At 67.7% G+C, this 14395-nt stretch carries 16 protein-coding genes; 4 read left to right on the top strand and 12 right to left on the bottom strand.

What is annotated here, in order from left to right:
• Positions 1–70 precede the first annotated feature (70 nt).
• The 6 genes from DKT69_RS41055 to DKT69_RS12820 all read right to left on the bottom strand — a co-directional run bounded on the left by DKT69_RS41055 (position 71) and on the right by DKT69_RS12820 (position 4799).
• A complete protein-coding gene (locus tag DKT69_RS41055; protein ID WP_368666244.1) occupies positions 71–340 on the bottom strand; it encodes an alpha/beta fold hydrolase in 270 nt (89 codons plus the stop codon).
• Between the two features lie 250 nt (positions 341–590).
• Entirely contained in the window at positions 591–2999 is a 2409-nt protein-coding gene (locus DKT69_RS12835) for a WD40/YVTN/BNR-like repeat-containing protein (RefSeq protein ID WP_161557822.1), read from the bottom strand.
• Between the two features lie 248 nt (positions 3000–3247).
• The gene (locus DKT69_RS12830; RefSeq protein ID WP_236647814.1) at positions 3248–3676 is read right to left on the bottom strand and encodes a VOC family protein; all 429 of its coding nucleotides are present in this window, start codon (positions 3674–3676) and stop codon (positions 3248–3250) included.
• Between the two features lie 558 nt (positions 3677–4234).
• The gene (locus tag DKT69_RS38955; protein ID WP_201749636.1) at positions 4235–4408 is read right to left on the bottom strand and encodes a hypothetical protein; all 174 of its coding nucleotides are present in this window, start codon (positions 4406–4408) and stop codon (positions 4235–4237) included.
• Positions 4405–4623 carry a hypothetical protein gene (locus DKT69_RS12825; protein WP_109801800.1) on the bottom strand — a complete coding sequence of 73 codons (219 nt, stop codon included), beginning with the start codon at positions 4621–4623 and terminating at the stop codon, positions 4405–4407. Before DKT69_RS12825 ends, DKT69_RS38955 begins: the two co-directional genes overlap by 4 nt.
• Positions 4620–4799, bottom strand: coding sequence for a hypothetical protein (locus DKT69_RS12820; protein WP_109801799.1), 180 nt, complete (start codon positions 4797–4799; stop codon positions 4620–4622). The genes DKT69_RS12825 and DKT69_RS12820 overlap by 4 nt, the downstream gene beginning before the upstream one ends.
• Positions 4800–5201: 402 nt before the next feature.
• Between DKT69_RS12820 and DKT69_RS12810 the strand changes: the two genes are divergently transcribed.
• Together DKT69_RS12810 and DKT69_RS12805 are read left to right on the top strand one after the other, a co-directional pair.
• Positions 5202–6329, top strand: a complete 1128-nt coding sequence (locus tag DKT69_RS12810; RefSeq protein ID WP_109801797.1) for a helix-turn-helix domain-containing protein — start codon at positions 5202–5204, stop codon at positions 6327–6329.
• The gene (locus DKT69_RS12805; protein WP_109801796.1) at positions 6326–6907 is read left to right on the top strand and encodes an HD domain-containing protein; all 582 of its coding nucleotides are present in this window, start codon (positions 6326–6328) and stop codon (positions 6905–6907) included. The genes DKT69_RS12810 and DKT69_RS12805 overlap by 4 nt, the downstream gene beginning before the upstream one ends.
• 414 nt (positions 6908–7321) lie before the next feature.
• Here DKT69_RS12805 and DKT69_RS12800 read toward each other — a convergent pair whose 3' ends face one another.
• The 4 genes from DKT69_RS12800 to DKT69_RS37735 all read right to left on the bottom strand — a co-directional run bounded on the left by DKT69_RS12800 (position 7322) and on the right by DKT69_RS37735 (position 10407).
• The gene (locus tag DKT69_RS12800; protein WP_109801795.1) at positions 7322–7603 is read right to left on the bottom strand and encodes a hypothetical protein; all 282 of its coding nucleotides are present in this window, start codon (positions 7601–7603) and stop codon (positions 7322–7324) included.
• A complete protein-coding gene (locus DKT69_RS12795; protein ID WP_109801794.1) occupies positions 7603–8583 on the bottom strand; it encodes a caspase family protein in 981 nt (326 codons plus the stop codon). Before DKT69_RS12795 ends, DKT69_RS12800 begins: the two co-directional genes overlap by 1 nt.
• A gap of 11 nt (positions 8584–8594) precedes the next feature.
• Complete coding sequence (locus DKT69_RS12790) at positions 8595–8966, bottom strand: TIR domain-containing protein (RefSeq protein WP_109801793.1); 372 nt, start codon at positions 8964–8966, stop codon at positions 8595–8597.
• A 1183-nt stretch (positions 8967–10149) separates the two neighbouring features.
• Positions 10150–10407, bottom strand: a complete 258-nt coding sequence (locus DKT69_RS37735; RefSeq protein ID WP_146231061.1) for a hypothetical protein — start codon at positions 10405–10407, stop codon at positions 10150–10152.
• A 194-nt stretch (positions 10408–10601) separates the two neighbouring features.
• Here DKT69_RS37735 and DKT69_RS12785 point away from each other — a divergent pair, with 194 nt between their 5' ends.
• Positions 10602–10994 (top strand): hypothetical protein, encoded by a 393-nt coding sequence (locus tag DKT69_RS12785; RefSeq protein ID WP_109801792.1) that lies wholly within the window; start codon positions 10602–10604, stop codon positions 10992–10994.
• 108 nt (positions 10995–11102) lie between these two features.
• Here DKT69_RS12785 and DKT69_RS12780 read toward each other — a convergent pair whose 3' ends face one another.
• On the bottom strand, positions 11103–12158 hold the full coding sequence (locus tag DKT69_RS12780; protein ID WP_109801791.1) for an IS110 family RNA-guided transposase: 1056 nt from the start codon (positions 12156–12158) through the stop codon (positions 11103–11105).
• Between the two features lie 828 nt (positions 12159–12986).
• Positions 12987–13355 (bottom strand): cyclic-phosphate processing receiver domain-containing protein, encoded by a 369-nt coding sequence (locus tag DKT69_RS12775; protein WP_236647812.1) that lies wholly within the window; start codon positions 13353–13355, stop codon positions 12987–12989.
• A gap of 564 nt (positions 13356–13919) precedes the next feature.
• On the opposite strand from DKT69_RS12775, the gene DKT69_RS12770 reads away from it, so the two are divergent.
• Positions 13920–14395, top strand: a 476-nt coding sequence (locus DKT69_RS12770) for a replication initiator (RefSeq protein ID WP_368666243.1), incomplete at its 3' end; no start/stop codon positions are given.

Here is a 14395-nt window from a genome sequence, read left to right as displayed (position 1 = left end):
GCCGCCAGCGCCCACCAGCCCCCGCTGCACAGCCCCACCAGCACCGCCCGCGGTGCGCCGACCGCGTCCATCACCGCGATGATGTCGCCGACGTACTCGGCATCGGCGTACCCGCCGCGTCCGCCGGCCGCTCAGATCGGCCATTGCCCCGCGGATCGAACGTCACCACCCGGAAATGTCGGGCAAGGTACGGCACCTGTGCCTTCCAGTGCCGGGAGTCGACGATCGGCCAAGTGGCTGCTAGCAGGACCGTCGGCTCGCCCGACCCGTACACCGCATAGGCGACCTTCGCACCGTTCCGGTCGACGTACCCCTCGAGGTCCGGTTCTCTCGCCCGCATCGCTGTATTCTCGTCGGCTTCGTTGCAGCGCGGTTGCAGCACTGATAGCCCCGTTGGCTGATGCCTCTACCCCGCCCGGCGGTACGAGCGTTGCGCCTGGGATCGATGTTCCAGCTACCGCGACAAGCGTCGATTACCCGATGACGAAGTCCAACGACAGCAGCTCGGCGGCGGACTTTGGGGCGGCTTGATTCATGCCACGGAGCGGTGCCGGCGCCCTGCCGAAGGGGCGCCGGCACCACCGCGTTTCTCAATCCCGTGGTACCGGCAGCTTCCAGACGCTGCGTCCGAACGTCGCCGCGTAGATCGTGCTGCCATCGCCGGTGAGCTTGATGTCCAGCACCGACGTGGCGGGCAGGCCCTGGCCGAGCCGGGCCCAGTTCTTCTTGCCGTTCTTGAGGTAGAAAACCCCGAAGTCGGTCGCCGCGTACAACTGGTTCTGCGGCTGGTCGTACGTGATCATTTCGACGGGCGCGTTCGGCAGGTTCCCGCTGATGTTGCTCCAGGTCTGCCCGCCGTCCGTCGTCTGCCAGATGTTGGCTGACTCGTCGCCCTCGCGGTAGCCCGAGTAGGCCACGTAGACGTGGTCGGCGTTAGTCGGGTCCACCACGATCGCGTTCACCCAGCGCTGGGGAAGGCCCTTGCCCGTGAATTCGGTCCAGTGCGCGCCGAGGTCGGTGGTCTTCCACAGCCGCCCGGTGTCGGTGCCGAGATAGATCGTGTTCGGCGCGGTCTTCGCCGGCGCGATCCACGTGATGGTCGCGTACTGGTTGGAGTAGAACGGACCGAGGTCGTTCTCCTCTGTCGGCACGGGCCCCGTCAGAAAGTCGCCGGGCGGGCTGATCTGGGTGAACGTGGTGCCCCGGTCGGTGGAGCGGTCGAGCACGTTTCCGCCGAAGTAGACGACCTTCGGGTCGTTCGGGTCGAGGATCAGCGGCGCGTCGGTGGTGATCCGGGACGAGTGCCGGGCACCGAGCGGGATGTTCCGGGTCACGCCGCCCACGTCCTCGTGGCGGCGGCAGGAGCCGACCTGCAGGCATTCGTAGTAGATGTTGTGGTCGGTGTAGTCAATGGCCACCTCGTGACCGTCACCGCCGCCGAACGCGTTCCACTGGCTGAGGTCGCCCGGCTCCGACGTCGCCGTCCAGGTCCGTACGCTGCCGTTGTCCTGCAGGCCCGTGGCCAGCCGGTTCGGGTCGTCGGCGGCGACCGCCAGGTGGTACGACTGGTTCCACGGCGCGTACGTGGCGTGCTTCCACGAGCCGCTGGCGCCGTTGGCGTCCGACCGATACATGCCGCCGTCGTTGCCCAGGTAGACCCGGTTGGGCACGTTCGGGTCCCACTGCATGGCGTGCTGGTCGGCGTGCACTCCGCCGGACGTGCGCCAGGTCGCCCCGGCGTCAACCGACTCGCGCAGGTTCACGTCGGCCGAGAACACATGGTCCGGGTTGGCCGGGTCCACCCACAGCCGACCAAACCACCACTGGTACCCACCCGAGGCGCCCGGGCGACCGCCGGCCGCGAACGAATCACCACCGTCGTTCGAGACGTAGAAGCCCTTGTCCGGGCCGTACGGGGTGCCGAAGACGACGTACACCCGTTGCGGGTTCGACGGGGCGAGCGCGATACCGATCCGGCCGAGGCTCGCGTCGGCGTGCAGGCCGGTGCGGGTCTCGTCGTACGAGTTGACCGGTCCGACGATGTTCTCCAGCCGCTGCCAGGTGTCCCCGCCGTCGTCGGAGCGGAACAGACCGGAACCGATGCCGCCGTACGTACGGGCCCCGTTGTTGCGCTTGTGGTCCCACAGGGCCGCGAAGACGCGGTTGTGGTTGCTCGGGTCGATGGCCAGATCGATGCCGCCGGTCGTGTCGTTCGGCGGCGCGAGGACGAGCTTCCAGTCCTTGCCGCCGTTGTCCACCCGGTAGATGCCGCGTTGGGACACCGACCGGGAGATGGAGCCGGACGCCGCGACGAAGATCCGCTGCGGGTTGGTCGGGTCCACCACGATGCGGCCGATCGCCGCGCTGTCGACCAGGCCCCAGTGCTGCCAGGTGGTCCCGCCGTCGGTGGACTTGTAGATGCCGTCGCCGAAGTAGGTCAGGCCCCCGCCGGACGGGTTGGCCTCTCCGGTACCGGCCCACAGGGTGCCGTCCGGTCCCACTGCCAGCGCGCCCATTACCTGCGTCTGGTCGTTTGGCCACACCGGCGCCCAGTGATCGCCGGCGTCGGTGCTCTTCCACACGCCACCACCGGAGACCGCCGTATAGACCGTGTCGGGATGCCGTGGGTCGACCACCACGTCGACAACTCGGCCGCCGACGTTGGACGGTCCGACCAGGCCCCAGGTGCCACCGGCGCCCTTGGGAATCGCGGCAGCCTGCCGCTTCGACCGGTTGACCTGCTCCTGGGTGACGTCCTGCCCGGACGTCCACTTCAAGGTCAGGTAGTCGGCCGGGCGCTGCGGGCCGCCCTCGTCTTCCTCCTCGCCCTCACCCTCGGCCTCATGCTCGCCCTCGCCCTCGTGCTCGGCCGCTTCGGCGCTTTCCCGCCCGGCCTCTGAACGGTCGGAGAACGCGAGTCGTTGCACGCCGAAGGCCGCGAGGGCCAGGACCAGGACCGCCGCGATGACCAGCGGCAGCCGTTTCACCTGCAGTTTCATGCGCCAACTCCACATCGTGCGTCAACCCGGCGTGACCGGGGGTGTCATGAGCGCTGAACACAGATGACCTTACGCTGATATCGATCAAATGCAATGTGCATCGTGGGCTGCGGCCTCGGAGGACACGAACCTTCGGCGTGAGCCCTCATGAACGGGCCGAGGCCGTCCCCAGGTGAGGACGACCAGGCCAGCCCCGTACGGGTGGCAGGCGCTCCTGCCTACAGTCGGGCGTCTCGGGCAACCCGCCGCTACTTGGCGAAGATCTGCGACTCGTCGCGGAACGCCTTGAACTCCATCGCATTGCCAGCCGGGTCCCGGAAAAACATCGTCCACTGCTCCCCCGGCTCGCCGGCGAACCGCAGGTACGGCTCAATCACGAACTCGCCACCAGCGGCGCGGATCCGGTCCGCCAACGCGTGAAAGTCATCGATCGACAGGATGAGCCCGAAGTGGGGTACCGGGACATCGTGCCCGTCGACCGGGTTGCGGCCCGCGTCGGCCTGCCGCGCCGCCGGTACGACGTGGGTCACCACCTGGTGGCCGTAGAAGTTCCAGTCGACCCATGCGTCAGCCGAGCGTCCCTCGGCAAGCCCGAGTACGCCCCCGTAGAAGGCGCGGGCCCGCGCCAGGTCGTCAACAGGAATCGCGAGGTGGAAGCCGGGCCGGGTCATCGTCATCTGCTCCTTCTCGTCACCGGCACGCCCGTTGGCGCGCAGTCCTTGCTTGGCGGGGGCAACAGCCCCCTTCCACCTACCACATTGCGGCGGGCACGGCCCCTCCCTGCGCACCGGGCAGACCCGGACTGCCGCAAGACTGAACCGGAGGCGTGGTGCAAGGGTGCCCGGCCTCAGACAGACCGCGAGGAACTGGTGTGGCTCGCCCCTTCGGGCCCACCAGAAGGGGGGCCTCGAGCAGAAGCAGGGAAAACCGGCATCTGTAGGCCAAGGCCGTGCCCTGACCGGGCTGAACGTCCAAATCCAAGCCGGGCGCCACACACTTCTGACTTCCAACGACGACTAGCGATGCAATCAGCAAGAGGCATCCTCGCCCGAGGGCCCTCTTCTTCGTTATCTCGATGGCGGGCGATACTGGAATCGAACCAGTGACCTCTTCGGTGTGAACTCTCGGCGAGCGGGTCGGATCGGGCTTGGTGCGAGGTCAGACGGCCTGCTTACGCGCTTCTCGGCTCGGTTCGGCTGGCACGGTTGCTGTACTTCGCTGCTGTACTGCTGGCATCAGACGAGACGCTGAATGCGGACCTTCGCGCGCTCGTTTCTCAGGTGACCCTGCTTGTGCTGGCGGACCTGCTCGTCCCAGACTTCCTGGTCGTAGTCGGTGTCCGGCGGGACCCACCGGTGCGAGCCGTCGCTGTAGTGAAACTTCTCGTCCCCGGGCCGGAGGATGCTCATCGCACCCAGCCGAGAAAGCGGCGGTGCAGGATGCCGGCCGGTGTCCAGTGCAGGTCCTCCGCCGCCCGCGCCAGTTGCGCACCCATGTAGAGCGCGAGCGACACCGGGGCTTCGGCGAACTCCGCGCGTAGCTCCCGCCGCCGGGTCTCGCACGGCCACGGCCCGCCGCAGCCGCCGCAGCTCCAGATCGGCAGCACCGGGCCGTGCGTGGTCACGGGCGATCTCCGAGCACCGCCGCTGTCAGGTGCCGCGCCTGCCGGCTGGTCGCCCATTCCACCTGCCAGCACGGGTACGGCGCGAGCAGCGCCCACCACGCCCGACAACCGGTACACATCCCGTCCGTCCCTCGCAGATGTACGACCAGGATCCGCTGCTCCGCCTCGCTGCTCACTGCTCCTCCTTGGCGGGCCAGTTCCCCCGGTTAATCGGAATGCGGTGTCGGCTACGGCAGGGCAGGTCGGCCCCACAGCGGCAGATCCGCGTCCACTTCCGCCACGACCATGTCGGGCGGTGTCGCCGGGCCAGGGGCATTGCGACAGCGATCAGGTACTGGTCATAAGAGACCCGTCGCCACGGTGGCGTCCTGTCCCGCATCGCTGACTCCCTCCGCCGGGCAGCGCTCCATGGCCGAACCCGAACCACGGGGCCGGACCTGGAACGTTCGGTAACTGCGACGCTACGATCACGGCGACAACGGTTGGACTCACCGGCAGTACGAGTGAGCAGGCCAGACGCCCCGCCGCGACGGCTTGCGGGCGGGGAAGGTCGACCATCGGTCAACGTAGGGATTCGTATGGCAGGTCGCGGACGATCAGCACGCCAGCGGGGTGAGGTGACCGGCTACCTGATTAAGCTGATCCGGGAGTCCATCCCGCTGACACAGGAGCGGCTCGCCGTCGAGCTTGGCGTCGACCGCGTCACCGTGCAGAGCTGGGAATCAGGGCGGCGGCCATTCACGGCAGTGCCGCTCGGGCAAGCGATCGGCGTCCGGCACCGGCTCGGACGGCTCGGGGCGAACGCGACCCTGCTCGCCGCACTCGACGACGCCGCCGAGGCAGACGTCATCCTCGCCGCGGTCCTCCACGAGCAGGTGGACCGCTCCGACATCGCCGAACAGCCGCTCGGCTGGTCCGTCCTCACCCACCGCCTGACCGACCTGGTCCTCTGGGCCGTCCTGGGGCAGACACCGACTTTCGCCAGAGGGCTACCCGCCGCCCATCCCCGGCGGGGTCCGGTCGCTCCCGGGCCGGCCCTGCCCATCGAGGAGCAACGCACGTTCTTCGCTCACCTTCACGTGCTCGCCGAACGCGCCGCAACCAGACGCGAGCCCAGCGTGCTGCTACATCGGCAAGCCTGCTTCCTCGCCGGCATGGACCCCACCAGGACGGCGGCCGGATGGCTCGCTCAGAACACCACCCGCGCCCGCCGGCTAACCACCTTCCACACTTGGTCACCGCTCTGGCCGGACGCCCGCTCCGTCGTCACGTCCCTCGCCAACCAGGGCGACCCAGAACCGTTGCGTGACTTCATCGCCCGCGCTCACCCGGACGACGCCTGCGAGCGAGCAGCCCTCAACTACTCGGCGTACTGGGTGGGCGAGATCCCGTACCGGCAGCGCGACGACTCCTTCATGCCCGGGGCGCTCGCAGACTGGCATGGCTCAATCCTTTTTCGGCACCTGGTCCAGCGCCTGGACCCAGCACACCCCTTCGTCGACCTCAACATCCACAACATCTGGGCTCTGCTGGCCGCACGACGCAGCCTCGCTCTCGACAACCTCGCCGCGAGTCGGGCACTCCTTGACCGCAGTGTTCGGCTCCTGGACAGTGACCAGATCTCCGCACAGTCCCGGCAGGAACTAACCTCTATCGTCTACAGCCTGCGGGCGGACGGATTCACCGGCACAGGGACGGGCAGATGAGCGACGACCACGACGCCGCCGGAGCAATGACCTTCATCTTCGAAGCCGGCGTACTCAAACGTGCCGCCCGCACCGGCTGGTGGTTCGCCGGCGTCAAGCACCCTGAGTCCATCGCTGAGCATTCGTTCCGCACAGCGCTCATCGGAATGATGCTCGCCGCCATGGAGGGTGCCGATCCTGCCCGGGTGTCGATGCTGTGCGTCCTGCACGACACCCAGGAAACCCGGATCACTGACATCCCGCACATCGCCAAGCGCTACCTCACCGCCACGCCCAATACCGCCGTCACCGCCGACCAGGTCGCCACCTGCCCACCGGCCGTCGCCGACGTCATCACTGCCGCCGTCGCTGAATACGAAGCTGGCGAGACACCCGAAGCAATCGTCGCTCGCGACGCCGACAAACTGGAATGCCTCGTCCAGGCCGTCGAGTACCGCCATCAGGGCATCGACAACGTGCAGCGCTGGATTGACAGTTCACGAGCGGCGCTCAAGACCGCGAGTGCACACCACCTCGCCGACGCCGCCCTCAGCGGACAACCCCTCGCCTGGCTAACCCCTCCCCCGCTGTCGGAGTAGGCCTGAGGAACTTGGCGCTGACTGGCGACAGCAGAAGGGCGCGAGGCACACCAGCCAGGGGGCAGGGTCGTCCGCGCGGTAATGGGCGGGACCCCGGTGCAATCTGGGCCGTCAGCACTGCTGCCCTCACGACGGCTTCCGTGGCCTCTTCTGTGTGAACGCGGCTGCGCTGCATCGTTCGCTGTCATCGGTTGTCATCCCGTGCCTATTAGCTCGGGTACGACCCCGCCCGCTGTCGGGACTTGTCGGCGGCAGGCGATTCGTTCGCTGCCTCCCTGCTGCTTTCTCGGCGTGGAAGGAGCCGTCGTCACCCGTCCCGATGTCGGGTACCTCTGGTTGCCGCGTGACGGATCTTTCGGCTCGATCGGCACTATACGCGGAGCACGCTCCCCGGCTGTGCCGGACTGCGAGGCATCATCGAGTCAACATGTCGATGATCGTCGACAGGTACCGATGCACCTGCTCCCGGTCGCTGTCCTTCTCCTGCTCGGACAGCTCGGCATACGGCGTCTCGATCTGAGTCTCCCAGCGCTCGGCCAGCTCGGCCGGGATCACCAGGGACCCGTCCTCCTGGCTCTCGCACTGCTCGTGGACGTAGCGCTGCCAGTGTGCCCACCGCTCGTGCTCGATCGCGGCGAGCCGCTCGACCGTCTGCTCGCCCTTTAGCACCTCACGGATCTGGTCGCGTGACGGCATCAGATCAGGTCCTGCTTCACGAGGCTCCAGTAATGCTGCCCGAGGACCGTCAGCTCGCACGCCTTCGACTCCATGGCCGCGTGCCACATGTGAGGCGCACCGACCGGCCGGACCAGGTTCACCTTCACCAGCGCCTGCAGCACCGCGAAGTCGGCGTTCTTGGCGGGGTCCGGCGGCGGGACCGAGTCGTCCTCCGTGCCTGAGCGCAGGGGTTCGTAGCCCGGGTCGAGCGGGAGCTGCGTGGTGGGTTCGTCGAACAGGACCGTGAGCTTCTGCAGCTGGGCCAGCTCGATGGGGGCCTTGGTCTCCCGGAGCGACACGAACTTCTTCACGTTCGTCTTGAACACGGGCCGCTGCGCCCAGTTCCCGAGGGACTGGTCGATGTGCGCGTAGACGCTGCCCGGCGTCACCTCGCCCACGAGGTTGGCCGCGGCCCCGCTCAGTGCGTCCACGAGGAGACTCGTGAAGACGCCCGAGCCGCTGGTCTCCATCGCGTACTGCTCGGCGGTCGACGCGGTCAGGATGGTGACGCCCTCCTTGATCTCGGCGATCTGCGCCGCGACGGGGTTGCCGCCCGCGACGCCGCTGTGGCAGCTGTCGAGGATGATCACCTTGTTCTTCGCCGGCGAGTTGTTGGCGAAGGTCATCACGTCCAGCAGCGAGAGCCCGTCGTGCCCGGCGATGCAGTCGCTCGCGCAGATGAAGCCACCCGCCCCGTCGATGTAGCCGTGCCCGGCGAAGTAAAACAGCGAGATCTCGGCGTCGTCGCGGAACAGTTCCTCGACGGCCCCCCTCAGCTGGGTACGGGTGACTGCCGAGTCGGGGCCGGTAGCAGTCATCAGCTTCGGCTGCGCGAAGTTGAGCGTGCCGTCGGCATGCCTCTCGAGCACGGTCTTGACAGTGTGTGCGTCGTTCACGGCACCACTGAGCGACCCGATCCGGTCGTAATGGTCGATCCCGACGATGAGCGCCTTACGCATGCCGACGCGCCTCAGAGCGAGTCGATGAAGTCGGCGATGTTCGCGTCGGTCCACGCGACCGTCCGGAGACCGACGAGGTTCGTGCGGTCGTTGGAGTACGCCCAGATGCCCAGCAGCGGCTTGCCCTCGTCCTTCGCGCACTGGATCTCCCACTTCTGCCCGGTCGACGTGAGCGAGTTCTTGCTCACGAGCGCGATCACTCCGTGGGAGCGGCGGATCCGCGTGCGGACCTTGTCCTTCCAGCCGGAGTCGTACGGCTGCTTCACGGACATGTCGATGAACTCGTACGGCGCACGAGGGTGCAGCGACTGGCCCTTCAGGAAGTCCCTCTGCCGTTCGTCCTCGATAGCGAACGCGACGAAGACGATCTTGTTGTCAGCCATGTGTGGCCCTCCCCATGTGCTCGAGCCGCGACCGTCGTCGATCGCATCCGTGCTCGGTGTGAGGTTATCGAGGGGCACCGACAAAGCAAGGCTTCCGTACGGTCTCACCTGTGCCTGGAACAGAGCGGCATCCCAATGCGGCTTGCGTCAGAGGCGGCGGGCAACGCTGCCGTCGGCCGGCAACAGCAACCCTGCTCCCTGATCGGCCCTCTCAGCGTCCGGCGTTCAGTGCGCGACGTCCACATGGCAGCCCCGCCGACGCACGTGAACGGTAGATCAGGATCCGGCGTACAGGTCGACTCGTCCGTCGCCCACCAGCTCAGCCGCCATCACGTGATAGTTGGCCTGCTGTGTCTTCGGCCAACTTGGTCGTCCCTGGTCAACCTTGGGCGGCGTTTGGCGGCCCGGTGACGGTCCAGACGGCCCGAGGACGGCGCATCCATCGGTACGCGGGGTGTCCATTGCCGTCCTTCTGGGCGTCGGCTATAGGCTGTGAGCCTGAGACGTACGGACGTACAACTCACATCAGGATCGACATCGCTTTACACGCCGTACTAAACACGCCGTACTAAGGGAGTAAGCCATGGCCGATGAACCGACGGCACAGCAGTCGAAGCCAAGTACGCCGCCTTCGCCGCCCCCGCCGCCCCCCGTCCCTACTGGCTTCATAACGACGGTCCAGGTGCGCGGCAGCAAAGCGCCGTCAACCAAGTCGGACGGGCGCTCGGTTCGTACAACTGAGACGGAACGTGGCCGAGCAAAGTGACGTCTACTCGGACTTCATTGCCTCGGAGCTGAAGACCGAGCGCGACCGCAAGTCTGCACTGGACACACGAGCTGCTTCCCTAGTTACAACCTCCGGAAGCCTAGTGACCATCTTGGCGGCTGTTGGCGCTTTCGTGGGGAAGGGTGCGGACGCATCCTTCCCCCGACAAGCCTTACCGCTACTAGTGCTTGCTCTCATTGCTTTCACCGCCGCCTCCCTTGCTGGCATATTTTCTGGCTGGAGTAGGCCATACGGGGTAGCCGATATTGCTCCGATGAAAATGATGCTGAATGATCGATGGGCGGATGACGAGGCCCTTGCGCGCAAGGAAGTCGCGATGGCGAACATCGCAATGGTTGAAAGTCTTCGGTCGATAAATAGATCGAAGGAGCGCTTCTTGCGCGCAGGCTGGATTAGTCAGATAATCGCGCTGGCATTCCTGACCATCGTTGTTTTATTGTCTTGGCTACGCGGTAGATCAGGGTGAGGATACAAGCGAATTGACATTTGTCCTTTGGCTTGCGTGGGCTGGGATCGACCAGTGACCTCTTCCGTGCGAAGGAACCACCAGCCGTCGATGAGCTGCGCCAGCAGCAGGGCTGAGCCGTCCGAACCGTTCACCGCAGTCCATGGACGTCCGGCGTTGCTCATGCCCATCGTCACCCAGTTGGTCACCCAGTTCGGGTGTCAGACGTTGAAGTGGTACTTCGGGCCGCGCTCGGCCCCACCAGCGGGATCGTTGCCGGATAGCTGCTCACACGGCGTCTGAGGCTGCCATGGTGGCTCACTGGTCGACAACCTTTGACGGTGTCTTGTGCCCCCTGTGTGCCCCACGCGCCTGAATCCGAACGTCTGACAGACTCCGCGATATGCGAACTTGGGTCATCGCCGTTACGGCCGTCGCCGCCACGCTTGTGGCGATACCAGTGACGACCGCACTCGCCATGGGGTACTACCCCCGCCCGGACTGCTTCGACCGCGCCCCCTTCGACGAGGAGGTGACGAAGCTACCGCCGCCGCCGACCCTGGACGCGTTCGATGCGGTCGATGCACCGGACAAGATCGGCTCCTGTGACATTGGGTCGTCATACGGGGTGAAGGGCGGCTACATCTTCTACGCTGTCGACAGCCCTGGCCTCGACGATTCTGGATGGGGTTACTTCCCGAACGGGCCCGACGGTGACCTTGGAAACGGTGAGTGGGAGGGGCCGCAGTTCGAACAAATCGAGGGACCCTGGTACCGATGGACGGCAAGCTGGTAGACGGCATTGCCGAGCCGGCGGAACAGTCAACCATCGTTCGTGGCGTCGGCTCGAACTCAACCACGAACGACAGAAGGTCTTCCTGCCATCCCGATGCTCCTATGGAGGTCAAGTGGTCAGGGCGATGAAGTCGGCGAGCAGGGCGGTGTAGACGTCGCGGACGATGTAGCGCTTGAGGCAGCGGAGGATCTCCTGCTTGCTGAGGCCTTCGGTGATGCGGCGGTGGACGTAAGCCTGTGTTCGCTGGTCGTAGCGCATGCGGCACAGCGCGATGGTGTGCAGGGCGTGGTTGGCGCCGCGGTCACCTCCCCGGTGGAGGCGGTGGCGGCGCACCCGTCCTGAACTGGCGGGGATGGGTGCTGCGCCGCAGAGGTGGGCGAGGGCGGCTTCGGAGTGCAGCCGGTCGGGGTTGTCGCCGGCGGTGGTGAGCAGCTGGGCGGCGACCTCGGGGCCGACGCCGAACAAGGCCGTGGTGCGGGGTGCCGCTTTCTGGACGATGGGTGCCACCTGCCGGTCGAGGGTGGTGATCTCGTCGGTGAGGGCGGTGACCCGGCGGGCGAGTCCGGCCAGCGCGGCGGCGGTGGCGTGTTCCGGCTCGTGAAGTTTGGCCGGGTTGTAGGTCAGCGCAGCGCACCGGCTGACCAGCACGGCAGCGCTGAGCTTGGTCAGCTGCGCTCGCAGGGGTTCGGGGGCGGCGGCGACCAGGCCGCGCATCTGATTCAGGGCGGCGGTCCGAGCCTTGACCGCTCCTCGGCGGGCGACCCGCAGGGCGCGGATGGCCTCAACCGGTCCGGTGCGGGTTTTCGGGGTGCCCATGGCGGTGCCGGCGAGGGTGGCCCGGGCGGCGGCGATGGCGTCGATCGGGTCGGACTTGCCCTGGGCGCGGCGGGCGCGGCGATCGGGCCGGTCCACTTCCCTGACAGTGATCTTCTTGCTGGTCAGATAGCGGGCCAGGCCAGCGCCATAGCTGCCGGTGCCCTCCACGCCCACGGCCGTGACCCGCCCGAACGAGCGCATCCAGGCCAGCAGATCCGTGTAGCCGGCGGTGGTCGCGGGGAACTCGGCGTCGGCCAGGAGCCCGCCGGTGCTGTCGATGACGGCGGCGTGGTGCGTGTCGCGGTGGGTGTCGACACCACCGATAACTGATCGCTTTCTGGCTGCCATGCTGGTGAGGTCCGCCTTTCTCGTCTGCGTCGAGAATCTGTGGACACGTCACTGGTCAGACGATCGGACAACACAGTGGTGGGCGCCTCTCGCACAGGCTCCTATCAGGTCACGGCGCCTGACCGGTGACATGCAGCTGCTGGGGCCACCGGGCTGGCCGACGAATCGGGATGAGGACAGCAATCGTCGGTCTGCCGGTGAGTCAGACCAGCCCGGCGACCCACCCCACCATCCTCACTGTCTGCCGCCGACCCGCCCATCTGGGGAGCGGAACGCCGCCCGGTCCGCCACGTCAAGACGGCCTTGACGCACGTACGGGCGCTGGCGGGCCGGGCGGTGGTCTGCTCGGCTTGCCCGGGTCGGCGGCTGGCGGGATGGCCTACCGCAACCACCCACGGACCGCGACCCGCCGACGGAGCCCCGGCCATCCTGGAGTCGTTGCGCCCCCGCCGGAGGCGCAGTGACCGCAACCCCGTGACCACCGCCAGCTCGCCGGCGCGGCCGGCGTGCGCTCCCCTACGCCGCGCGGGCTCGTGGCCGCGCGGCCCGGCCGGCTGCCGGCCCACCCCCAACCGGTCAACGGCCTGTCGTTCTGCGGCGGCCCCTTGGGCTTCCCGCTTGCGCGCCAGCCGCCGGGCGTGTTGCGTGGCCGGAGTCGGAGCGCCAGCGGAGCGACGGACGCGCGCCCAGGCGGCGGCGCGTGCGGCCCGTTCAGGGCCGCCTTGATAGATGTAAGGAAAGTTCTCCCACATCGGCCGGCAGTCGGCCGGCAGCAAGGCGCCGGCATCCTCGGCCGCCGACACCCGCCAGCGTTCGAATCGCCCGCTACTACTCGGCCTCGGCCAGGTAGCCGACATGCGGCGATCCAGCCGCCGAGCGGACCTGGTAACCCCAGCGCCGCAACGCCTGCATGATCTTCGCAGCGCCGGCAGGATTCGCCGAGTGGACGTACACCACGCCGATATCGAACGGGTGCTCCTCGAACGCGGCCTGCTCCAACACCTCGACAACAGGCCAGATCGTGTCGTCCCCGCCGAGGTCGTGATCCAGCCATAGCTCGTCCAACCACTGTCCACGGTGTCGCTCCAGCGCCTCGATGCCCGCCGCGCTAGTGCGCGCCACCTGCGCTACTCGGCCATCGACGAACGAACGGAGGTCGTCGACCAGCACGATTCGCGGCGGCTTCTCGGTAACCACGGCGCCATCCTTTCGCCCACTACCCCGGCACCGCCACCGCAATTGAGGCCAGCATCGGTCGTCGATAACGGCGGGTTGACGTGTCGGTACCCGGTGCTACTCTGGCGCTCGTCGAGCATCCCAGCGCGGCCTTCCTGCCGGATCGCTGGACTCGATGTCGGAGATGCCGCGCGGCCTTCCTGCCGCTGATGCTGGCCACGTCCCGCCGGCTCTCGGTCACCTCGGGCGGTGTGCCGGTCCTCCGAATCCGCTGAGCGGCCCAGCACGGCCTTCGCTGCCGTCCACGATGGCCCGGATTCGCTCACCTCCACGGGTGGGGAAGCCTGCGGCAACCCGCCGGATGCCGACAACCCGGCTCCCCACCCGTGCCGGCCCCGATCATCGAATCCACGAGCGTGAAGGACATGACCCATCGGCGGGAAGTGGCACCACCCACGAACCCGCCCTCCGGCGTCAGCCGCCCTCCGGCGGTGCCAGGAGACACGACGAACACCACCAGCGGACAGACGTCCACGGCTGGTGGTGCTTCGTCTCCCGTCCCTGCCGCCCCCTGAGGAGGAAGTCCTGTCCACCCCGCTCGACCTGTACCGGCCCGCGCTCGCCGCCGGCCGTGACGCCCAAGCCGTGCACCGCGCCGCCATGCCCGCGTTCCCCGGCTGGCTGGAGCACACCGCCTCCGCCGGCGGCTGTGCCCGCCCAATCCGTCTCACTGGCACCATCGCTGCCGTCGAGAAGGCCACCGGCCGCATCACCCGCCAGCTGCACACCGACGAGCTGCCTGACCAGGCGCTCTACAAGGCGTGCGGCAACCGCCGCGAAGCCCAGTGCCCGGACTGCGCCTGGGTCTACGCCGGAGACGCGTACCAGGTAGTCCGCTGCGGTCTGACCGGCGGCAAGGGTGTCCCCGCCTCGGTCGGCCGGCACGCGGTCGTCTTCGCCACCTTCACCGCCCCGTCCTTCGGCCCGGTCCACCACCGGCACGTCCCCCCCCACACCTGCGCCACCCGCCAGCGCTGTGACTGCCGCCCCCCCCCCTGCCC

The organism is Micromonospora sicca (genome assembly GCF_003172935.1).
GTDB lineage: Bacteria > Actinomycetota > Actinomycetes > Mycobacteriales > Micromonosporaceae > Micromonospora > Micromonospora sicca.
Note: the sequence above shows the minus strand (reverse complement) of the source record. Positions and strands in the feature narration are given on the sequence as shown.